The 19,934-nt window shown below is 66.4% G+C and carries 20 protein-coding genes; 10 read left to right on the top strand and 10 right to left on the bottom strand.

Going from position 1 to position 19,934, the window contains the following annotated elements; genetic code table 11:
• Nucleotides 1-11: 11 nt before the first annotated feature.
• Nucleotides 12-1,799, bottom strand: a complete 1,788-nt coding sequence (locus KA712_15170) for a PDZ domain-containing protein (protein MCG5054303.1) — start codon at nt 1,797-1,799, stop codon at nt 12-14.
• On the opposite strand from KA712_15170, the gene KA712_15165 reads away from it, so the two are divergent.
• On the top strand, nt 1,798-2,838 hold the full coding sequence (locus KA712_15165; GenBank protein MCG5054302.1) for a polysaccharide deacetylase family protein: 1,041 nt from the start codon (nt 1,798-1,800) through the stop codon (nt 2,836-2,838). The two genes, KA712_15170 and KA712_15165, sit on opposite strands and share 2 nt — an antisense overlap.
• Before the next feature lie 106 nt (nt 2,839-2,944).
• Here KA712_15165 and KA712_15160 read toward each other — a convergent pair whose 3' ends face one another.
• From KA712_15160 to uxaC, 8 genes are all read right to left on the bottom strand, one after another.
• Complete coding sequence (locus KA712_15160; protein MCG5054301.1) at nt 2,945-3,268, bottom strand: ATP synthase F0 subunit C; 324 nt, start codon at nt 3,266-3,268, stop codon at nt 2,945-2,947.
• Nucleotides 3,269-3,427: 159 nt separating this feature from the next.
• Nucleotides 3,428-4,198 carry a F0F1 ATP synthase subunit A gene (gene atpB / locus KA712_15155; protein MCG5054300.1) on the bottom strand — a complete coding sequence of 257 codons (771 nt, stop codon included), beginning with the start codon at nt 4,196-4,198 and terminating at the stop codon, nt 3,428-3,430.
• Entirely contained in the window at nt 4,191-4,598 is a 408-nt protein-coding gene (locus tag KA712_15150) for an ATP synthase subunit I (protein ID MCG5054299.1), read from the bottom strand. Before KA712_15150 ends, atpB begins: the two co-directional genes overlap by 8 nt.
• A gap of 6 nt (nt 4,599-4,604) precedes the next feature.
• Entirely contained in the window at nt 4,605-4,916 is a 312-nt protein-coding gene (locus KA712_15145; GenBank protein MCG5054298.1) for an AtpZ/AtpI family protein, read from the bottom strand.
• Between the two features lie 156 nt (nt 4,917-5,072).
• A complete protein-coding gene (locus tag KA712_15140) occupies nt 5,073-5,501 on the bottom strand; it encodes a cyclic nucleotide-binding domain-containing protein (protein MCG5054297.1) in 429 nt (142 codons plus the stop codon).
• Nucleotides 5,502-5,842: 341 nt separating this feature from the next.
• Nucleotides 5,843-6,799: a thioredoxin-disulfide reductase gene (gene trxB / locus KA712_15135; protein ID MCG5054296.1), complete on the bottom strand. Its 957-nt coding sequence runs from the start codon at nt 6,797-6,799 to the stop codon at nt 5,843-5,845.
• A 36-nt stretch (nt 6,800-6,835) separates the two neighbouring features.
• On the bottom strand, nt 6,836-7,273 hold the full coding sequence (gene moaC, locus KA712_15130; protein ID MCG5054295.1) for a cyclic pyranopterin monophosphate synthase MoaC: 438 nt from the start codon (nt 7,271-7,273) through the stop codon (nt 6,836-6,838).
• 61 nt (nt 7,274-7,334) lie between these two features.
• Nucleotides 7,335-8,780 carry a glucuronate isomerase gene (gene uxaC / locus KA712_15125; GenBank protein MCG5054294.1) on the bottom strand — a complete coding sequence of 482 codons (1,446 nt, stop codon included), beginning with the start codon at nt 8,778-8,780 and terminating at the stop codon, nt 7,335-7,337.
• Nucleotides 8,781-8,988: 208 nt separating this feature from the next.
• Here uxaC and KA712_15120 point away from each other — a divergent pair, with 208 nt between their 5' ends.
• The 3 genes from KA712_15120 to KA712_15110 all read left to right on the top strand — a co-directional run bounded on the left by KA712_15120 (nt 8,989) and on the right by KA712_15110 (nt 12,355).
• A complete protein-coding gene (locus KA712_15120) occupies nt 8,989-9,798 on the top strand; it encodes a succinylglutamate desuccinylase/aspartoacylase family protein (GenBank protein ID MCG5054293.1) in 810 nt (269 codons plus the stop codon).
• A gap of 69 nt (nt 9,799-9,867) precedes the next feature.
• Entirely contained in the window at nt 9,868-10,128 is a 261-nt protein-coding gene (locus KA712_15115) for a hypothetical protein (GenBank protein ID MCG5054292.1), read from the top strand.
• 133 nt (nt 10,129-10,261) lie between these two features.
• Nucleotides 10,262-12,355, top strand: coding sequence for a glycosyltransferase family 39 protein (locus tag KA712_15110; GenBank protein ID MCG5054291.1), 2,094 nt, complete (start codon nt 10,262-10,264; stop codon nt 12,353-12,355).
• Nucleotides 12,356-12,370: 15 nt separating this feature from the next.
• On the opposite strand, the gene KA712_15105 is transcribed toward KA712_15110, so the two are convergent.
• Nucleotides 12,371-13,762, bottom strand: coding sequence for an insulinase family protein (locus KA712_15105; protein ID MCG5054290.1), 1,392 nt, complete (start codon nt 13,760-13,762; stop codon nt 12,371-12,373).
• A 250-nt stretch (nt 13,763-14,012) separates the two neighbouring features.
• Between KA712_15105 and KA712_15100 the strand changes: the two genes are divergently transcribed.
• From KA712_15100 to KA712_15075, 6 genes are all read left to right on the top strand, one after another.
• A complete protein-coding gene (locus KA712_15100) occupies nt 14,013-14,867 on the top strand; it encodes a ChbG/HpnK family deacetylase (protein ID MCG5054289.1) in 855 nt (284 codons plus the stop codon).
• A gap of 48 nt (nt 14,868-14,915) precedes the next feature.
• Nucleotides 14,916-15,638, top strand: coding sequence for a class I SAM-dependent methyltransferase (locus tag KA712_15095; protein ID MCG5054288.1), 723 nt, complete (start codon nt 14,916-14,918; stop codon nt 15,636-15,638).
• A gap of 123 nt (nt 15,639-15,761) precedes the next feature.
• A complete protein-coding gene (locus tag KA712_15090; protein ID MCG5054287.1) occupies nt 15,762-17,141 on the top strand; it encodes a sigma-54 dependent transcriptional regulator in 1,380 nt (459 codons plus the stop codon).
• 28 nt (nt 17,142-17,169) lie between these two features.
• The gene (locus tag KA712_15085; GenBank protein ID MCG5054286.1) at nt 17,170-18,144 is read left to right on the top strand and encodes a hypothetical protein; all 975 of its coding nucleotides are present in this window, start codon (nt 17,170-17,172) and stop codon (nt 18,142-18,144) included.
• Nucleotides 18,145-18,221: 77 nt separating this feature from the next.
• A complete protein-coding gene (locus tag KA712_15080; protein MCG5054285.1) occupies nt 18,222-19,265 on the top strand; it encodes an alpha/beta hydrolase in 1,044 nt (347 codons plus the stop codon).
• Between the two features lie 6 nt (nt 19,266-19,271).
• Entirely contained in the window at nt 19,272-19,931 is a 660-nt protein-coding gene (locus KA712_15075; protein MCG5054284.1) for a class I SAM-dependent methyltransferase, read from the top strand.
• Nucleotides 19,932-19,934: the final 3 nt, after the last annotated feature.

The following is a 19,934-nucleotide window of genomic DNA, read 5'->3' as shown; positions in this document are numbered from 1 at the left end:
GGCGCCACCGCTCACGATCGGCGAGCGGGTTTGCCCCGGGCCACCTCCATCGCCTGGGCGTCGAGGCCCAGCCAGCCCTGCAGAACCGCCCGCGCGGTCGCACCCGCCTTCGGATCGATCGACAGCTTGAAGGTCTGGTCAGGGTTCCGCCCCAGCTTCACTTCCACCTCGCGCAGCCATTCGTCACGGAAAAAGGTGAGCTTCACGCGGGCGCCCTCGTCGTGGTCGGCAATGCGCTCGAAGACGTTGGTGGCATCGACCTTGTGGCCCGCGACGGCCACGACGTGGTCGCCAAAGGACAGCCCCGAACGCTCCGCCGGCGAGTCGGGCAAAACGTTCTGCACGATGGCCGCATCGCCCGAGGCCCCGCCTCTGATTGTGAACCCGGCCCAGGCCCGCTTGCGCCGCTGGGCCAGGGCATCTTTTTCCTCGCGAGCCGCATCCCTCGCCTCGACGGACAAGCCCGCGTGCGCGCAGAGCCGCGGGAACGGCAGCTCATCGGTGCCGTCCACGTAGCGTGCAAAGACGCTGGTGTAATCGGCCCCGCCGACCTCGTTCGCGGCGTGCAGGATGTCGCTGGCCGTGAGGGAGCGACCGGCCTTTGCGATGTTGTTCCACAGCCACACGAACAGCTCGGGAACCCCTTGCCGCCCACGCGTGCGCTCTCGCATCATGAGGTCCAAAACGAAGGCGACCCAACGCCCCTTTTCGTAGTAACTGATCGCGCGGTTCGTGAACACTTCGCTCGGCTTGTACTGCTTGATCCAGGCCTCGAACGAAAGCTCAGAGAGCGGCGTTCGGTTCCTCCCGGGCTTGTTGACGTAGCTGCGCCACTGCTTTGCTGTGTCGTCCAGGAACTTATCGAGGGAGAGCAGCCCGGCCCGCAGGACGAGCTGCGTTTCCATGTAATCGGTGAACCCCTCGTGAAACCACAGAAGCCGCGTGTAGTTTTCCTTGCCATAGTCGAAGGGACCCAGCACCACATCACGGATGCGCTTGACGTTCCAGGCGTGAAAGAACTCGTGGGCCACCAACTCGAAGAAGCTCTGGTAACCGGCCTCGCTGCCGAACCCCATGGCGTCCACGTTGAGTGTGCACGAGGCGGCGTGCTCGAGACCTCCCCCACGTCGAGGCTGCGTCTGCACGAGAAAGACATACCGCTCGAAAGGAAAGCCCCCGAAGAGGGTGCCGGTGGCTTGTACGATCTTCTTCACCCCCGCCACGACCCGATCCATGTCGGCGTTCGAGCCTCCCATCCACGCAATCTCGAAGGGAACACCCTTGACCCGAAACGCGTACCGTTCGTGCTTTCCCACCGCACAGGGGGAATCCACGAGCTCGTCGTAGGAGACGGCGAGGTACTTGCCTCCTTTGCGAGGCAACGCCACGGAGGTCGTCCAGCCCGCAGGCGCGTCGATGGACAGCGTGCAGGGACGCTCGACGTGGCCCTCGACGAAGAAGAACAAGCTCGTGCCATTGAGGACCGCGCGGTCGGTGTCGAGATAGGCCGCCCGGACACTGGGATCGTAGGCAAACACGGTGTGGCAAACGCGGAAGGGCCGGCCCCCCGTCTTGACCTGCCAACGGTGCTTCTCGAGACGCTCGACCGGCAAGGGCTTGCCCTGCCGATCCGTGACCTCCAACTCGAAGACGTTGCGGGAGAAATCGCGCACCATGTAGCTTCCTGGCGTCCAGACCGGAAAGGCGAGGACGCAGGTGTCCTGGTCGAGCGCGGGGACCTCCATCGTCACGGACAACTCATGCCGGGCGGGAGCCGAGAGGGCCACCTGGTAGGACATGGCAGAGAGGGCGCGATCGGCTCGGCGAGAGGTCACGGCGTTTCGAGGCATCGCCACCACCTTACCGTCCCTGGTGATTTGCTACCATGCCCGCGTGAGTGTCACGGTTTCCGTTTCAGTCGATCTCGACGCCCTCGCCTGCTACCACCGGATCCACGCGCTTGCGGAGCCCGTGCCCGAGGGGGCCCGCTTTGCCGTGTTACGCCGGTGCCTGCCTCGCTTCGGCGCGCTGTTCCGCAAGCATGGGGTGAAGGCTACGTTCTTCGTGGTCGGTCAGGATCTCGAGGAGGACGAGGAGGGCCGGAGCCTGCTCCGTGGCCTTGCGGCCGAAGGGCACGAGCTTGCCAGCCACAGCCACACCCATCCCTACGACCTCGTGCGCTTGTCCGCTGCGCAGATCGCTGCCGAGCTCGACCGGGCCCATGCGGTCATCGCGCAGACCGCCGGGCAGGCCCCCGTGGGCTTTCGGGCCCCCGGCTACGAGGTGACCCGCACGGTGTTGACGTTGTTGGCCGAACGCGGGTACCGCTACGACTCGTCGGTGTTTCCCTCCGTGCCCTACTACGCCGCAAAAGCGCTCGTCATGGGGGGCATGCGCGTGCTCGGGAGGCAGTCGGGCAGCATTTTGGGCAGCCCGCGCGTGCTACGTGCGCCCACGCGTCCCTATCGCCCGGCGGCGGAGAATCCCTATGCCCGGGGCCAACTCGACCTCGTCGAGTTGCCGGTCTCGGTCACGCCCGTCTTGAGGCTGCCGGTGATCGGCACCGCCCTTGTCACAGCCCCCGCAGTGCTCAGACGGGCCCTGGTGGCAAGCGCCTTGTCTCGGGACTTCTTCAACTTCGAGCTTCACGGCATCGACCTGTGCGACGCCACCGGCGATGGGCTTGCTTCCGCCCTCGTGAACAAACAACCCGATCTGCGGGTCAGCCTCGTTCGGAAACTGGATGCCCTCGACGCCACCCTGGAAGCCTGCCAAACCGCCCGGGCACGCTTCGTGCCGCTTCGCGAGGTGGCCGCCGAGGTGAGCGGCCGCCTCTGACGACGGATGCGTCGAGCCCCACGTTCAGCCGTTCGCAAACCTTGAAATACGAAAAGGCGCCCCCAGAGTGGAAAGAGGGCGCCCGAACAGCAGACGGAGGCTGAGTTCAGATCTTGCCGGCGAGCTGGAACGCGATGATGAGGCCGTAGATGACCAGCGACTCGATGAGTGCCAGGCCCACGATCATCGGAACGAAGATCTTGCCGGAAGCCTGTGGGTTGCGCGCGATGCCGTCGAGCGCCGACGCGGCCGCACGACCCTGGGCCAAAGCGCCACCGAAAGCCGACAGGCCGATGGCCAAAGCTGCTGCAATGCCGAGCCAGCCGCGGGATCCATCTGCCGCCCCGTCCTGGGCGAACGCAGAGGTGCTCGAGAGCAGCGCCACGACGAAGGCGGCGAAGGGGATGAAAAGCTTGTTCATGCGGGACATTGGCAGACTCCTCTTTGGGGATTTTCCGGGGTGTGCAGACAGTAGCGGGCGACGCTTGGTTCTTGCGGGGGGCTGTTTATTCGGAGATGACTTAAAACGCAACAGGCATCGACGGGACCGCGTGATTCGCGGGGCCGCGGCATGGCCTCGTCGTGACCCTCAATGCTCCTCGTGGGCCACCGCCGTCGCGATGTAGATGGTGGAGAGCAAGGAGAAGACAACGGCCTGGACGAACGACACGAAGACGCCCATCACGAGAAATGGCACGGGCACCAGCAGGGGCACGAGACCGAAAAACACGACGCCCACCTTGTGGTCCGCGGCGATGTTGCCCATGAGACGCATCGAGAGGGACACGGGCCGTGCCACGTGGCTGACGAGCTCGATCGGAAGCATCAGCCAAGACAGCCACCACACGGGGCCGAGGAAGTGCTTGAGGTAGGCAAGTCCATGGGCCTTGAGGCCGTACAGGTGTGTCATGACGAAGACCAAGCCGGCGAGAGCAAGGTTGGTCTTGATGGTGTCCGTGGGCGGCAGCAGGCCGGGGATGAGGCCGAGCAGATTCGAAAACAGGATGAACACGAAGAGCGTGCCCACGAGGGGCAGGTACTTCGGCGCGTCCTTGGGGCCCATGGCGCTCTCCATCAGGCCGTAGATGGTGTCGCCCAGCATCTCCATCAGCGCGCGTAGGCCGAAGCGCTTCGGCGGAAGCAGGCCCCCATCAGGGGCGCCCTTGACCGCAGCGAGGAAACGCAAGCCGAAAAACGCCACCAAGAGCACCACCAAGATGCCCCCCATGACGTGGGTGATCTCGAAGTGGGTGCTCTGGAAGACCTGCCAGGTCCACTCTCGTCCGAGGTAGATCTGCAGGTTGTGCTTCAGAGTCTCGTACCCTGGAAGCAGGTCGAACCAGGTGCTGTGATTACCCATGATAGGCCTCCTCGGCCGGAGCGAGAGGGGCGCGGACCAAGCTGGCGCCCAGGACGGAAACGACGAACACGGAGATTCCCAGGGTGAAGGGCAGAACGGGAAGCCCCCCGCGGACCACCGCCAGCCACACGCAACCGAAGAGCAGTCCCATTTTGAGGAAGAGGAGCAGCACCAACCCGGCGACCCGGCCCGTGACCTCCCCGGCCAAAGCGTGCTTCACGATGCCCCGGCCAAGCCGGTGCAACGCCCAAAAATTCAACGCGCCGAGCACGGTCCCAAGGCCCGCCGCCAGCGTTCCGGAAAGGCCCCACAGAAGGCCACAGACGGCGGTCACGGCGGCGCCCAGCACCAGGTTGGTGCGGTCGATGCGCGACACGAAGCTTGGCGGGCGCGGGGTCATGGAAGGTCACGAACGAGAAGGGGGTGGCGGCGGAGGGGCGTCGTCGCGCTGCTCGCGGTTGTACTGCCGGGTGACCCGAACCAATGCCTTGATGCCGGCGCCGACGCCAGCCGCGAAGCCGATCCAGGAGATCCAGGGTGTGGTTCCAAATTGTCCGTCAAGGTATTGGCCCCCGAAGTAGCCGATCACGATGGCGATGGCTATCTCGATTCCGACAGCACCGGTGTTGCCGGCCTGTCGCCATAGTTTTTTTGCTTCAGGGTCGATGGGCGGCTGCGAGGTAACACGCCCCGCTGCCCAGATCAAGGGGTCGCGCAAGGGTTGTGAACGCCCAGGGCTCGTGGACCCCCAAATTCTGCGGGGGAGCCCCGAAAACGGTGCACCGGGGAAAAGGTGCGGAAACCCGCGTCTCGACCGTTCACGCGTTGAGCACCGCGGCGCGGGGCGAGCGCGCGGCGACGAACGAGCCGGTACTCAGAATCGGTTGGTCACCGCGAGAAAGGTCATTTTGTCGTTCGTTTGACGCAAGCGCCCCGACAGGGTCCGCACGAAGTTCCAGAGCAGATCGTAGGCGAGATCCCGGTCGACGAAGAGCAGATCCTCGAGCTTCTGCTTGTCCATCACCAGGACACGACAGGCCTCGTGCGCGCAGGCATCGGCAGAGCGCGGAAAGGTGTCGATGAGAGCCATTTCTCCGAAGTAGTCACCGGCCCGTAACACCGCCAAGGCCTCTTCCCCCATACCGGAAACCTGGCGCACGATGCGCACAGCCCCCTCGACGATGATGTACAGCTTGTCCCCAGGCTCTCCCTCGCGGAACAGGAAAGCGCCCTCGGGATGGTGCTCCTCGGTACACAACGACGCGATGCGCTTGAGATAGGTCGCGGTAAGCCCCGAGAACATGTTCACCTTCGCCAAGTGCGGCACCCGCGCGTCGGGCTCCGCGAAGGCCTGGCTGGGGGCGGGCCCAGGGAAGATGCCTGCCGGCGCTGCCGGAAGGTGCAGCGGCTCCCTCCGCACGGCCCCTGCAGGCGCCGAGGCGGCGGCGTCGCCGGTGATCCCATCGTCCAACTCCGAAAAATCGTCCTCGCGGGGCGGCGCGCTTGCCGCGCCGGAGTCGTTCGTGTCGTGCGAGGGGCCTCCGGCCCCCGCCTCGGGAGCCGAGGGATCGTGCGCGTGTGGGTCGATTCGCCTGCTCACGCGGCGATTATGCCCGCCGTTCCCGCCCGGCGGAAGGCGCGTCGTCACTCGTGCTCAGCGAGAAAGCGTTCGGCGTCGATGGCGGCCATGCAGCCTGTGCCCGCGGCGGTAATGGCCTGACGGTAGACCTTGTCGGCCACATCACCACAGGCGAAGACCCCTTCGATCTTGGTGCGCGTGCTGCCCGGGTTCACCTTCAGGTAGCCCGCTTCGTCAGTGTCGAGCCAGCGGCCGAAAAGGTCGGAGTTCGGACGGTGCCCGATGGCCACGAAGACGCCCCCACAAGCAACTTCGCGGGTCGAGCCGTCTTCCACGTTCTTGAGCACAACGGCCTTGACGCCCGGCCGGGGCAACTCGCCCAAGATCTCTTCCACCACGTAGGGTGTAAGGAATTCGATCTTCGGGTTTTTGCGGGCGCGCTCCACCATGATCTTCGAGGCACGGAAGTCTGCTCGGCGGTGCACCAGCATGACCTTGCTTGCGTAGCGGGTGAGGAAGGTGGCTTCCTCCATCGCCGTATCGCCGCCGCCCACCACGATGAGCTCTTTTTCCTTGAAGAAAGCCCCATCACAGGTAGCGCAGGCGCTGACGCCGTGGTTCTGAAACTTCTGTTCCGAGGGAATCCCCAGCCATTTGGCCGATGCGCCCGTGGCGATGATGACGGCCTCGGCCTCGATCTTTTCGTCGCCGGAGCTGACGATGAAGGGCCGCTTGGACAAGTCGACCTCGGTCACGTCGGCAGTGCGGACGTCCGTGCCGAAGCGCAGGGCCTGCTTGCGCAGAAGGTCCATGAGGTGTGGACCTTCGATACCCTCGGGAAAACCAGGGTAGTTCTCCACCTCGGTCGTGATCATCAGCTGGCCACCGGGCACGGTGAGGGGCTCGACGTAACCGCCCCCCCCTTCGTACATGATGGGCGCGAGGTTGGCGCGCGCCGCGTAGATGGCAGCGGTAAACCCTGCCGGCCCGGACCCGATGATGACGATTTTGGCTTTTTCCATGGAGTTGAAGCTGGTTGCGTTGACTAATATTCCCCATTACGGGGAACGCCGCCAGAGGCCGCTGCGGCCTCCAGATTTTTCCTCGAGCCGCAAGGCTTGCACTTCGACGCCGCGGTCGCGGCCCTTGACCATGTCGTAGACCGTGAGGGCGGCGAGGCTGGCGGCCATCATGGCCTCCATCTCCACCCCTGTGCGGTCGAAAGCCTCCACGGTGGCGCTCACGCGAACGCCCGGAAGCGCGGCATCCAGCGAGAGCTCCACCTTCGATCCCACCACACGCACGGGGTGGCACAGGGGCACGAGCTCGGCTGTGCGTTTGAGCCCGGAAAGGCCCGCCACACGCGCCACCGCCAAGACGTCGCCTTTTTTGTTGGTGTTGTCCGCCACCTCCGCGTACGCCGCGGGGCTCATCTTCACCGCTGCCGAAGCCACCGCCCGGCGCAACGTTTCCGGTTTGTCACCAACGTTGACCATATGGGCGTGCCCGGTCCCGTCCACGTGGGTCAGGCCGGGCGCGACGGGCGGAGCCGAAGCCTTACGACGGCCCACGCCCCTGCCCGAGCGGCAAACCGAAGTAGTCGCGTGCGTTGTCGAAACAAACGGACTTGACCAGCGCCGAGAGCAAGCCTCGATCCGACGGCAACAACCCCCGCTCGACCTCGTCCCCCAGCTTGTTGCACAGGATGCGGCGGAAGTACTCGTGCCGCGAATACGAGAGGAAGCTGCGCGAGTCCGTCAGCATACCCACGAAGCGGGAGAGGATGCCCATGGCCGAAAGCGAATCGAGCTGCGCCTCCATGCCCTGCTTCTGGTCCAAAAACCACCAAGCTGCGCCGAACTGCATCTTCCCCGGGACGGAGCCGTCCTGAAAGTTGCCAATCATCGTTGCGAACAGATCGTTGTCGCGCGGGTTGTGGTTGTAGAGGATGGTCTTGGCCAGCTGGTTGGTTTCGTCCAGGCGATCGAGGAAGCGTGACAGCGAAGAGGCAATGGGCCAGTCGCCCATCGAATCAAAGCCCGTATCGGGGCCCAACGAGCGGAAGGCGCGCGTGTTGTTGTTCCGCAAAGCTCCGAAGTGGAACTGCTGCACCCAGCCGCGCTCGTGGTCCCACAGCGCCATTTCGTGGAGCAAGGCCGAGCGGAAGCGCTCGAGGTCCTCGGGGGACGGCGCACGTCCCGCGCGCGCGCCCTCGAACGCGCGAACGAGGTCTGCTTCGGTGTAGGCTGCGGCGTAAGCGGTCTCGAGGCCGTGGTCCGAGAGGCGACAGCCCTGTGTGTGGAAATAGTCGTGCCGGCGACGGAGGGCCTGGCGCAGATCGTCCAAGGATGAAATCGCAACGCCGGCAACGTCGCCCAGCTTGTCGACCCACGCGTTCCACAGGGCGGGCTTGTCCACCGCCAGCACGCGATCGGGCCGCCACGTGGGGTAAAGACGAGTCGCGGGCGACGGCAGCTGTCCGTGGCGCCTGTGCGCCGACAGATCGTCGGTGGGATCGTCCGTGGTGCACACCGCCACCACGTTGAAGTGCGCCAGCAGTCCCTGGGTGCGGAAGGCGTCGGTCTCGAGCTTCGCGTTGCAGGCGTCCCAGATCTCGCGCGCCGTGTGGGGCGAAAGCAGCTTGCCTTCAATTCCGAAAGGGTCGCGCAGCTCGAGGTGGGTCCAATGGTAAAGCGGGTTGCGCAGCGTCTGGGGCACCGTGGCCGACCACGCCTCGAACTTGTCCCAGTCACTGGCGTCCCCCGTACACAGGCGCTCGGGCACACCGCATGAGCGCATGGCTCGCCATTTGTAGTGGTCGCCCGCCAGCCAGATCTCGAAGAGGTTTCGAAACCGGTGGTTGCTGGCCACTTCGGCGGGCGGCAAGTGACAGTGGTAGTCGATGATGGGCTGGGGCTTCGCAACGTCGTGATACAGCCAACGCGCCGTGCGGGATTCGAGCAGAAAGTCTTCGTCGAGAAAGGGGCGGTGAGAGGCGGTCACGGGCGGATACTAACCAACGCTCCGCGGAATGGCCAGGGTGGCCTACCCTGCGCCCCGAGCCCACCGGGCAGGCCCCGAAAGCCCGCCGGAGAGTCCAGCGACGCGCTCCTTTGCCGAACGGCGACCGCAGGTCCGTGCGGCCGCGCGGAGAAGGATTTTTTCGCGCCCGAGACCGGACATCACGCCGGGGAGGGCGCATTGTTGAAGAATGAAATGGGCCGAGTACGACGCAGCGTTTCGCCGATGGGGCGCGGTCGCTCAGGTGGAAACGGTCGACGAAATGAAGGTCGCGGGGCGTACGTACCCCTTGATGCGCGCCCAAACGGACGGCGCGCACGACCTGCTCGTGACGGCCGGGTTCCACGGCGACGAGACAGCCGGCCCCCTTACTTTGCTCGCCCACCTGCCCGACCTGGTCGCGCGCGCGCGACGCTGCCGGGTAGGACTCACGATCTTCCCCTGCGTCAACCCGTCGGGCTTCGAGGTCCGCACCCGCTACAACGAGGCCCAGGAAGCCCCGAACAACGACTTCCTGCGGTACGAGGTCGTGCAGGGGCAAACGAAGGCCTGGGTGGACCAGCTGCCTCACGGCCAATCGGCTTGCCTCGGCTGGCGGCCGTTCCTCGAGGGGCCGGCCGAGACGCAAGCGATGGCGCGCCAACTCGCCGCGCTGCCCACGCCGCGGGCCATGCTGGACCTGCACCAGGACCCTTGGCTCGCCAAGACCGGTTGCTACGCCTACGTTTTCGGAGATCGAGACCCGTTCCGCACGCTGCTGACCCGGTCTGACGATGTGCTGCCCCTGGCGCGCGACGCCGAGGTGGATGATGACCTCTTCAGCGACGCCGAGGCGCTCATCGAGCTGCATGACGGTTCGATCACGGACCTCTTTTGGCGCCGGGGTACGCCCTGGGTCGCAACCCTGGAGACCACCACCGTGTCCCCCGCACCGGCCTGTTCCCGCGTGAACATGATCTGGCTCGAAGGCTTCATCGATCTGGCCGCCCGCAGGCTCTAGGGGCAAGCGTGCGGCCTGGCTTGGCCGGGGCGCGAGAACGGCGCTATAGAAGCGGCAGCCCGCTTGGCCATGGACGACAGCGAAGCTTCTGACTCTGCACGGACCCCCGCACGGGCGCCCCGCCTCGCGCGGCTGTGCGCCAGCTGCGCGGGGGCCGTGGTGGTGGCGACCTACGCCGCCGCGCAGGTCGACCTGTGGCGGCGTCACCGGCCCGGCATTGCCCCCGAGGTCTATCTTCTCCCACAGGCCACCCAGATATGGCTGCCTGGCCTTGCCGGTGCGGCCCTGCTGGCGGCTGCGGCAGTGTGGCTCCGGAGACGCAGCACGTGAGCGGCCGGGGCGGGTCGTGCCGGCCGGGGCCTGTTTCGCCGCCGCCCTTCACTTTCGCTGGTAGAGTCCGCCCCCGTTTGGCGGGTCTTACCCCCGTTCGTATTCCATGGCTTCACCCTCATCCGGACCCGTCGTGAGTTCTTCCCCTGTGAACGCTTCCCCCTCGCGCGCTCCCCGCTGGCTCGACCGGCTGAGTGAGCGTCAGACCGTGCTTCTCCTCGTGTTGTTCGGCCTCGCCCTTTATCTTCCCTTTGCGGGCAGCTACGGCCTTTGGGATCCCTGGGAGACTCACTACGGCGAAGTGGCCCGCCAGATGACCGCACGGGGCGACTACGTGGGCCTGTTCTGGCCTGGCTCCCCGCTCGACCGCGAGTTTTTCTGGTCGAAGCCAGTCTTTACGTTTTGGCTGATGAGCCTTTCCTTCTCCGTGGCAGGTTTGGGGGGCGCCCATGCCCCTTCAGGGCAGCTGGCGCTGTCGTCCGCCACCGAATGGGCGATGCGGGTGCCGTTCTGCCTCATGGCCCTGACCGCGCTTTACGGCGTGTACCTCGTGGCGTCGCGCTTCGTGAGCCGGCGCGCCGGCGTGCTGGCGGCAGTGAGCCTCGCCACCATGCCCATGTTTTCGCTGATCGCACGGCAGGCCATGACCGACATGCCGTTCGTGGGTCCCATGACGCTGGCGCTGGCCTTGTGCGCGGTGGCCCTGTTCGACGACGCCACGGAGGAACTGCCCCGCCGCAGCTGGAGAGGGTTGTCGTGGCCCCACCACACCGCGTTCTACGTGGGCGTGGCGCTGTTCCTCGTCACCGCCCTGCCCCAGCTGGTCATCGACGCCCTTGCCGTCACCTGGCGCTTCCGGATGGGAGGCCGCCCGTTCAAGCTGCCAGGCGTGGTCCTGATGCTTCCCTACCTGGCCGGCACCTTGGCCTGTCTCTTTTACGCCGCTCGCATCCGTTACCGCGCGCCCCTCTATCTTCTGAGCGCCGGCGTGCTAGCCGCGATCGCCACCTTGGCCAAGGGGCTTGCGGGCTTGGGCCTTCCCGTCATCGTGTTGTTTGCATACCTTGCGTTCACGTGGAACTGGCGCCGGCTGTCTCGCCCGCAGATGTTCTACGGGCTTGGGATCGCGCTCTTGGCGTGCCTGGTGGTGGCAATGCCCTGGCACCACGCGATGATCGCTCGTTACGGTAAGGGGTTCTGGAACGAGCTTTACGGGGACAACCACTGGCGGCGTTTGGTGCTCGGGCGCCACGGTGACCGGGGCACCTTCGAGTACTTCCTGCGCGAGCTCGGCTTCGCCGTGCTGCCGTGGCTGGCGGTCGCGCCCTCGGCCCTCGCCTGGGTCATCTTGCGCCCCTCCCCGACGACCGCAGCCGCCACGGGTGAGACCGCGCGGCCCAACTACCGCCAGCAGATCTTCTGGTTCGGCGCGATCTGGTTCGTGTCGGCGTATGCGGTGGTTTCGGCTTCGATGACGAAGTTTCACCACTACATCCTGCCGGCCCTCCCCGGCTTGGCCCTGGCCATCGCTTGTTTCCTCGACGACATCTGGGACCGGGGCCGGCTGGTGGGCGCCAAGCTGGTCCCGATGGTGGGGCTTCCGTTGCTGGCGCTGGTCACCTGGGATCTGACACGCTCCCAGAACGCCGCGCAGCGCTTCGTGTGGCTCTTCTCCTACGACTACGTCAATGATCCGGGAGGTCGGCCCTGGCCGCCCGCGCTCGACTACCGCGCACCGCTCTTGGCCTTTGGGATGCTCATCGGTGCCGCCACGCTGGCGTTGGCCTGGCCGCGGGTGCGCCGATACGGTGCCGTGGCGTTGTGTTCGGTTGCGGTGATCTTCACGTATTTCCTGCTGGACGTGTACATGGTCGAGGTCTCCCCGATCTGGTCGCAGAAGGAGCTGATGGCCACGTACTACCGCGAGCGCAGAGGGCCCGACGAACCGCTCATTGCCTGGCAAATGTACTGGCGCGGGGAAACCTTCTATACCCAAAACGAGATCTACGAAGGCCCTGCCGAGCAGCGCACGGTGTTCCTGGGCAACCGGAACGCTGAAGACCTCCAGGCTTACCTGGGGCGCAACCGGGGCAAGCGCGTGTTCTTCGTGGTCGAACGCGCGCGCTTCGACCGCATCAAAGCGCTGCTACCCGAGGGCGCGCGTGCCACGGTGCAGGTCCGGCACGACCGCAACAACAAGTTCCTGCTGGCCACCGCGCAGCTCTGAGCCAGCGCGCGAAGCTCACAGCCCGCGCAGCAGCTGGCGGGTCTTCCGTGTTTGCGTGGCGTTCCACCGACCGGCGACCACGGTGGTGAGCCGCTCGGCCTGAAAGACCCGCTGGGCCACCCGGCGCACCTGCTCGGCCGTGACCTTCTCCATTTGGCGCAGCCGGTCGGCGTGCGTGCGGGGGCGCGCAAAGAGCTCCGCACCGCCGTACCAGTTGCACAAGCTGCCCACGTCGTCGTAGCTGGCTTCGAGGTCCTCCCGGTAGCGCCGCTTGACCCGCGCCAGGGCACCGGGCTCCACCGGCTTGGTCTTGAACTCGTCGATGATGTTCACCAGCTCCTGCACGAGCGCGCTCAGCTTCCCGGGCGCACACGCGGCATCGAACTCGATGAGTGAGGTATCGTAGTAGTGATCAACCTCGGCCCCCACGCTGTAGGCCAGCCCGTTCTGATCACAGATCCGGTAGTGCAGCGGCGTGGCCATCCCGTCGTCGATGAGCCGCATCAGGGCGGCCTGCGCGGCGTGATCCGGATCGTCCATCGGCAGGCCGAAGAAGAGCATCTGGATCTGGGACTGGGCCGCATCGGTCGCGACGGTTTGCCAGCGCGGCCCAGCCAGCGCGGGGCGCGCGGGTTTTCCCTTGATGGCGGTACCTCGGTCGATGCGGGTAAACGCCTTTCTGGCCGCTGGCTCCACACGGGCGTGCTCGACTTGCCCTGCCACGCAGAGCACCATGTTGCTCGCCCCGTAATGGCGGCGAAAGTGCGTGCGCACGTCGCGGGTCGAAAAGCGGCGCACGTTTTTGGGCGTTCCCAAAATCGAATAGCCAAGTGGGTGCTTGTCCCAGGCGAGCTGGCGCGACAGATCATGCACGTTCACCATCCGCCCCCGGTGATCCATGTCTTCCAGGATCTCCTCGAGGACCATCTGGCGCTCGAGCTCGATGTCCTTGAACACGGGACCGCTGAAGAGGTCTCCCAAGATCGCGAGCGCGTCGAGCACCCCCGCGGGGCCGAGCGAAATGGAATACACCGCGTAGTCCCGCCCGGTCTCCGCGTACAGCGTTCCCCCCAGCTCTTCGATGACCGTGTTCAGAGCCAAAGAGCTCGGATAGCGATGCGAGCCGCGGAAGAGCATGTGCTCGAGGAAGTGCGAGAGGCCGTTTTTCTCGGGCGTTTCGTACCGCGAGCCCGTCCGGACGTAGAGCGCCACCGTGGCCGTGTGCAGGTAGGGCACCTCGACGGTGCACAGGCGCAACCCGTTGCGTAACCGCGTGCGCCGGACCTCGTAGGGCTCGGCGGCGACGGCCCCGTTGCGCACGGCCGGAGCGGAGGGCGCGCGGCGAGAGGGACGCGCGGCCTGCGAGGGACGAGCGGGGCTGACGGATTTCGCGTTTTTTTTGGGCATGCGTGCGCGGCTCCGTTTACCCCCGCGTTCGCTGTTCCCAAGAAGCTCCCCGCACGTCGGCACAGTGCGCGTGGCAGGCAGACGACGCGGGCACGGAGCGGGGATAGACGGCGGAAGGCATCGGACTGACGGAAGAAATAGGTTGGCCGGCGGGCAGAGCTTTCGCAAGCCCCGGCACCACACCGATTGCAGGCACCCGCACATGCTGCCGGTGAGCTTCGCCTCGAGATGTGGGATAAGGAGAGGGCGCATGACCGACGCCACAGCCATTCGTCTCATCGTGAACGCCGACGAGCTTGGGCTCACCCCCGAGGTCACGGAGGGCATTCTGAAGGCGCATCACGAGGGCATCGTGACGAGCGCATCGATCATGGGCAACCTTGCCAACCCCGCAGCGCTCGCCCGCGAACTCGCAGGCGCGCCCGCGCTGGGGCTCGGCGCCCACTTGGTCCTGGTGGGCGGCACACCCGTGAGCGCCCCTCGCGACATTCCGCACCTCATCGAAGGCACCGGCCAGCTGCCGGACTCCCCCGCCCAGCTCGCCCTGCGCTGGCTGCGCGGCAAACTCCCCGAGGCGGAGCTCGAGACCGAGCTATTGGCCCAGGCCGAGCGGCTAAGGGCTGCCGGGATGCAGCTCGATCACCTCGACACGTATCTGCACCTCGGTTTTTTACCCCCCGTTGCGCGAGCCGTGGAGCGCATGGCCGCGCAGCTGCGGATTCGCGCCATCCGCTCCTCCATGGAGGTCCCGAACCTGACCTGGTTTGCGGACCTGCAACGCGGGCTGCCGCTCGCGGCCTTGGGGGCGTTCGGATACCTGGCCCGCAAGAAACTGGGCGCGCTCCGCCACGGGGCCGAGAGCTGGGGTTTTGCCGAAAGCGGCAACCTCGGCCGCATGCGGATCATGGAGATCCTCGGGCGTCTGGGCCCCGGGGTGCACGAGCTCATTTGCCACCCCGGCACCACACCACAGGACGGCCTGACGCTGGCGGGCCACCGCGTTCTCGAACGACGCCTCGAGCTCGAAGCCCTGTGTGACCCGAAGATCCGGCAGGCCGTGGCCCGCCGAGGCATCACTCTGTGCCGCTTCGGCGACGTGTTCTGAGCGCTCGCAAATTGGCGAAAGCACGGGCATAATCGGGGAGTCTTCGCCATGACTTCGCCAGCCTCGACCCAAGCCTACTACGATCGTTTTTCGGCCAGCTACGAACGTGAGCGGCACCATGGGTACCACCGCCTGATCGACGAACTCGAAGGCGAGCTCATCGAGCGGTATGGGCGCAACCGCGACGTCTTCGAGGCGGGCTGCGGAACGGGTTTGTTGTTGCGTGACGCGAGCCGCGTGGCCCGCAAGGCGGTGGGGTTGGACCTGTCGCGTGGCATGTTGGCGACGGCGCTGCAGCGGGGGCTCAAGGTGGTGCAAGGCTCAGTCACCGCGGTCCCGCTCCCCGACGCGTCGTTCGACCTGGTGTACAGCATGAAGGTGCTCGCGCACGTGCCTCCCATTCGCGAGGCCCTCGCCGAGCTGTCACGCCTGGTGCGCCCGGGCGGCCACCTGCTGCTCGAGTTCTACAACCCGTACTCGTTGCGCTACCTGGCCAAACGGCTGGGTGGGCCGGCACGCATCGACGGCGACACGACCGATCACGACGTCTTCACGCGCTACGATACCCTCGAGCAGGCCAAGAGCTACTTGCCTCCGGACCTGGAATTCGTGGGTACCCGGGGCGTCCGGATCTTCACGCCCACGTCTTCGGTGTTCAAGGTGAACGCCCTTGGCCGCCTGTTCGCATGGGCCGAGCACAAGGCCTGCGACGTCCCGCTGTTCCGCAACTTGGGCGGCTTCATGATCGTCATCGCCCGCAAGCGGGGTTGAGCCTGCGGCAGTTGAATCCATGACCCCCTCCGGCTCTCGTGAAGCCACGTCCCGACACTGAAAGGCCCGCCCGTGGATTCATCCCTGACTGGCGAAATTCTGATCGTCGACGACGAGCGCTCGATGCGCGAGTTCCTGGCCATCTACCTGCGCCGGGCGGGCCACCGGGTCGAAGCCGCGCCGGGCGGCGAGGAAGCCAAGGCCGCGCTGGCTGCGAAGGAATACGACGTGGTCATCACCGACCTGCGCATGGGCGAGGCGCGCAGTGGCCTCGACGTGCTGGCCGCCTCGAAGGCACTGCGCCCTGACACCCAAGTCATCGTGGTGACGGCGTTCGCCACGGCCGAGACGGCCATCGCCGCAATGAAGGCGGGCGCCTACGACTACCTCACGAAACCGTTCAAGGTGGAGGAAGTGGGCCTGGTGGTCGAACGGGCCCTCGAGCGGCGCCTGCTCCACCGCCAGAACACCGCCCTTCGCGACGAGATCAAGGGACGTTACAAGCTCGACAGGTTGATCGGAAAGTCGCCCCCGATGCAGCGGCTTTTCGACATGATTCAGAAGATCGCCCCCGCACGCACGAGCGTGTTGTTGATCGGGGAATCGGGCACGGGCAAGGAGTTGCTCGCGCGCGCGCTGCACGAGCTGTCTGCCCGCAACGACAAGCCCTTCGTGGCGGTCAACTGCGGCGCGATCCCCGAGACGCTGCTGGAAAGCGAGCTCTTCGGGCACGTCAAGGGTGCGTTCACGGGCGCCACCAGCGACAAGCCGGGGCTGTTCGAGGCAGCTTCCGGAGGCACGCTGTTGCTCGACGAGGTGGGGGAGCTGCCCTTGGCCATGCAGGTGAAGCTCCTGCGCGCCCTGCAGGAAAGGCGCGTCAAGCGGGTAGGTGGCCTCACCGAAAGCGAGGTCGACGTGCGCGTCGTGGCTGCCACCAACCGCGACTTGGAAGCGGAGATCGAAAACGGCACCTTCCGACAAGATCTCTACTACCGCTTGAACGTCATTCAGATCCGCGTGCCGCCCCTGCGCGAGCGCCGCGAGGACGTTGCCTTGCTGGCCGAACACTTCATCCGCAAGTTCGCTGCCGAGCACGGCCGTACGATCACGGGTATCGAGCCCGAGGCGCTGTCGGCCCTCCTGGCACATAACTTTCCAGGCAACGTCCGCGAGTTGGAGAACCTGATCGAGCGGGCGGTCACCCTGTCTTCAGGCGATCGCCTCACCAAAGACACCCTGCCCCCGCTGTCGAGCGCCCCCTCGCCAGCCCCGGAAGGGACAGGGTTCGAGCTGCCCGCCGAAGGCATCGACCTCGAACGCACGGTGGCCGACCTCGAGCGCAGCCTCATTCTCAAGGCGCTGGAGCGAACCGAGGGCAACCGCACCGAAGCCGCACGCCTCTTGGGCGTCACGTTTCGCTCCCTGCGTTATCGACTCTCGAAACTGGGCATTTCGGGTTCGGAAGCGGCTGCAGACGAGCCCGGATCCGCCGAATCATCTTGACGGGTGCCGCCGTGGCGCCCGCGAGCCCATGACGACCTCGAGTCCTTCCTCGTCTCCGCAACGCCCGCACCGACCGGCGGGGGCGCGCGCGATCTGGGCGCTGGCCACGGGGACAGGCCTCGTGGCGCTGGCGCTGCTGACCGACCACGCACGCGACCAGGCGCAGCGGGCGCGTGACGCCTGGCCGCCTGAAGCCGACGTCAACTATCTTCCCCCTTCGAGGCTCCTGCGGCTCGGCAGCCTGGGACACCACGAACTTGCCGCTGACCTCATCGCCGCGCGGACGAACATCTACTTCGGTGACCAGCTCGAACACAAAGGTGCCCAGCGATGGCTCACGAGCTACCTGAACGCGGTCGTGGACCTGGATCCGCACTTTCAGCCGGTGTACCTGCGGGGAGCCGCCATGCTGAGCTACGGCGCGGGCCAACCGAAGCTCGTGAACGTACTTGCCGCCAATGACCTTCTCCGCCGAGGGCTCAAGACCTTCCCCGACGATTGGGAGCAACACTTCCAGCTGGGGTTCAATCTGTACTACGAGCTCCCCGGCCTGGCCAAGGCTGGCGATCCCCGGATCGGAAGCTGGAAGAAGGAGGGCATCGAGGCCCTGCGCAAGGCGACGCTCTTCGACGAAGTGCCTTCCTGGCTGCCGGGGCTCGTGGCCGGCATGCTCACCAAAGACGGAGAGCGCGAGCTGGCGATCAAGCATTTGGAGCGCGTTTACGCCGCCACCTCCGACGACGAGGCCCGGGCGCACATCTTGCTCAAGCTGCAGCGCCTGATGGGGGAACACCATACCCGCAGCTTCGAACGTCAAGCCCAACGGTTGGAGCGACTCGTGCACACCCGCTATCCCTACGCCCCGGAGGCCTTCTCGCTCCTGGTCGGCCGCCGCTTCGAGCCTTACGGCCCGCTTTCCCAGGTGCTGTTCGAGCCGGCGGACGCAGCCTCGACGGGGCGCGATGCCTCCACGCACTCTGCCACCCGTTCCTCCCGATGGTGAGCCGGTGCGCGGGACGAAGGACGTTCACGTTGCGTAGGGTGAAGAAGGCGGACACACTCCACGCGACTGCGGTATCCATGCCCCCAAAGCCCCGCCTGCTTGCCTTGGCCTCGACGTATGTGGCTCTGTTCATTGCTTCGGGCTGCCAGGAGCCCCCCGCCCCAGAGCGTCCGCTGACCGCGTCTCCCAGCGAGCGTGCCCAGGAGGCTTGTGTATCCCGCTCCCATCGCGACGTTCCCTACGCGGGCGACGCTCGTACACGGCTCGACGTTCACCTGCCTCTGGTCCCCCGCGATCAGCCCGTGCCCTGGGTGCTGTGGGTTCACGGTGGTGGCTGGGCAGGCGGAAACAAACAATCGGTGGAGCTCTTCGCCCTCCGGCAGACCTGCCGCGGTTTCGCCGTGGCCACGATCGACTACCGTCTCAGCTTCGAGGCTCGCTTTCCCGCCCCCCTCGCCGACCTGCGTGCAGCGCTCCGGCACCTCCGGGCTCACGCGGATGATTACGACCTGGACCCCGACAAGGTGGTGGTTTGGGGCGCCTCCGCCGGCGGACACTTGGCAGCGCTGCTGGCGCTCACGGAGGGCGAAAAGGCGTTCGACAGACCCGACGATCGACATCGCAAAGTCTCGACGGCTGTCCGCGGTGTCATCGATTGGTGGGGGCCGAGCTCGTTTAGCGAATTCGACGCTGACTTTGGCCTGCGCTGCCCGCAGCACAAATGCCACACCTGTGAGGGCTCGGCCGAGTCGCGGCTTTTGGGCTGCGAGGTCAGGCGCTGTGCCCCGCGTGCCCGCCGTGCGAGCCCCTTGACGTACGTGAAGCCGCACGCCCCTCCCTTTTTGCTCCAGCATGGACGCGACGATTGCACCGTCCCCGCGGCGCAGTCACAACGCCTGGCCGAAGCGCTGAGAGCGGCTGGCAACGACGTGCAGCTCGAGATCATCCCGGGGGCCCGGCACGGTGATGGGGCCTGGCTGCGCCCCGACGTCATGGCCGCCGTGGACGGGTTCCTGGATCGGCGGCTCGGGCGGGCGCCGCTGTCGCAGACGCCCCTGCCAGTGCCACAGGCCTGGCGGGCACCGCGTGTCCCGGCGCAGCCAAAAACCCTGTTAAGGTAAGCGCGTATGTCCCATGTTCGCTTCGAGCTGCCGCCCCGCGCGCGCATGACGGCCAACAACCAGAAAGATCCTCTCCCCTACTACTACAAGGCCAGCACCGGCTGGCTCTACCGCCACCGCCTTCAAATGGGGCTCGATCTGCTTCCCCGGGGCGGCGCCAGCGTGCTCGAGGTCGGCGTAGGCAGCGGGGTGTTGGTGCCCACGCTCACCCGACACTACCCCCGCTACGTGGGTACCGATCTCGCCCTGCCCGCGGGTCTCGAGGCCCTGGTCGCCCCCGGCTGCCAAGCCAGCTTCCGGACCGCGGATCTGCTGCAAGAGGGAGCACTCCCCAAGGACACCTTCGACGCGATCGTTTGTTTTTCCGTGCTCGAGCACATCCGCGACAGCGATGCGGCCGCCCGCGCGCTGGCTCAGAGCTTGGCCCCTGGGGGCACCCTGATCACCGGCTATCCCATGGTGAGTCGGCTCATGACCCGTGCCTTCGAGGCCATCGGCTACCCGGGAATCGACGAGGATCACGTGGCAGCGCCGGTGCAGATCGCTCGTGCCCTCTCACGCGTGCTTCGGCCCGCGGGCCGCGTGGCCTTCCCCCCGCGGCTCCCCGTTCAGGCGGCGCTCTACCAGTGCACCGCCTGGACCCGCCCCGAGGCGCCGCGGACGTGAGGC

It is taken from the genome of Myxococcales bacterium (assembly GCA_022184915.1).
Taxonomy (GTDB): domain Bacteria; phylum Myxococcota_A; class Polyangia; order Fen-1088; family Fen-1088; genus JAGTJU01.
Note: the sequence above shows the minus strand (reverse complement) of the source record. Positions and strands in the feature narration are given on the sequence as shown.

Coding starts and splice junctions, on each gene's coding strand:
- KA712_15165 (MCG5054302.1), top strand. CDS start 1,798: ATGGCAGAGAGGGCGCGATCGGCTCGGCGAGAGGTCACGGCGTTTCGA.
- trxB (MCG5054296.1), bottom strand. CDS start 6,799: ATGGAAAAAGCCAAAATCGTCATCATCGGGTCCGGGCCGGCAGGGTTT.
- KA712_15105 (MCG5054290.1), bottom strand. CDS start 13,762: ATGCCCAAAAAAAACGCGAAATCCGTCAGCCCCGCTCGTCCCTCGCAG.
- KA712_15075 (MCG5054284.1), top strand. CDS start 19,272: ATGTCCCATGTTCGCTTCGAGCTGCCGCCCCGCGCGCGCATGACGGCC.
- KA712_15100 (MCG5054289.1), top strand. CDS start 14,013: ATGACCGACGCCACAGCCATTCGTCTCATCGTGAACGCCGACGAGCTT.
- KA712_15085 (MCG5054286.1), top strand. CDS start 17,170: ATGACGACCTCGAGTCCTTCCTCGTCTCCGCAACGCCCGCACCGACCG.
- KA712_15170 (MCG5054303.1), bottom strand. CDS start 1,799: ATGTCCTACCAGGTGGCCCTCTCGGCTCCCGCCCGGCATGAGTTGTCC.
- KA712_15150 (MCG5054299.1), bottom strand. CDS start 4,598: ATGACCCCGCGCCCGCCAAGCTTCGTGTCGCGCATCGACCGCACCAAC.
- KA712_15095 (MCG5054288.1), top strand. CDS start 14,916: ATGACTTCGCCAGCCTCGACCCAAGCCTACTACGATCGTTTTTCGGCC.
- KA712_15090 (MCG5054287.1), top strand. CDS start 15,762: ATGCGCGAGTTCCTGGCCATCTACCTGCGCCGGGCGGGCCACCGGGTC.
- KA712_15115 (MCG5054292.1), top strand. CDS start 9,868: ATGGACGACAGCGAAGCTTCTGACTCTGCACGGACCCCCGCACGGGCG.
- atpB (MCG5054300.1), bottom strand. CDS start 4,198: ATGGGTAATCACAGCACCTGGTTCGACCTGCTTCCAGGGTACGAGACT.
- moaC (MCG5054295.1), bottom strand. CDS start 7,273: ATGGTCAACGTTGGTGACAAACCGGAAACGTTGCGCCGGGCGGTGGCT.
- KA712_15120 (MCG5054293.1), top strand. CDS start 8,989: ATGAAATGGGCCGAGTACGACGCAGCGTTTCGCCGATGGGGCGCGGTC.
- KA712_15160 (MCG5054301.1), bottom strand. CDS start 3,268: ATGTCCCGCATGAACAAGCTTTTCATCCCCTTCGCCGCCTTCGTCGTG.
- KA712_15140 (MCG5054297.1), bottom strand. CDS start 5,501: ATGTTCTCGGGGCTTACCGCGACCTATCTCAAGCGCATCGCGTCGTTG.
- KA712_15080 (MCG5054285.1), top strand. CDS start 18,222: ATGCCCCCAAAGCCCCGCCTGCTTGCCTTGGCCTCGACGTATGTGGCT.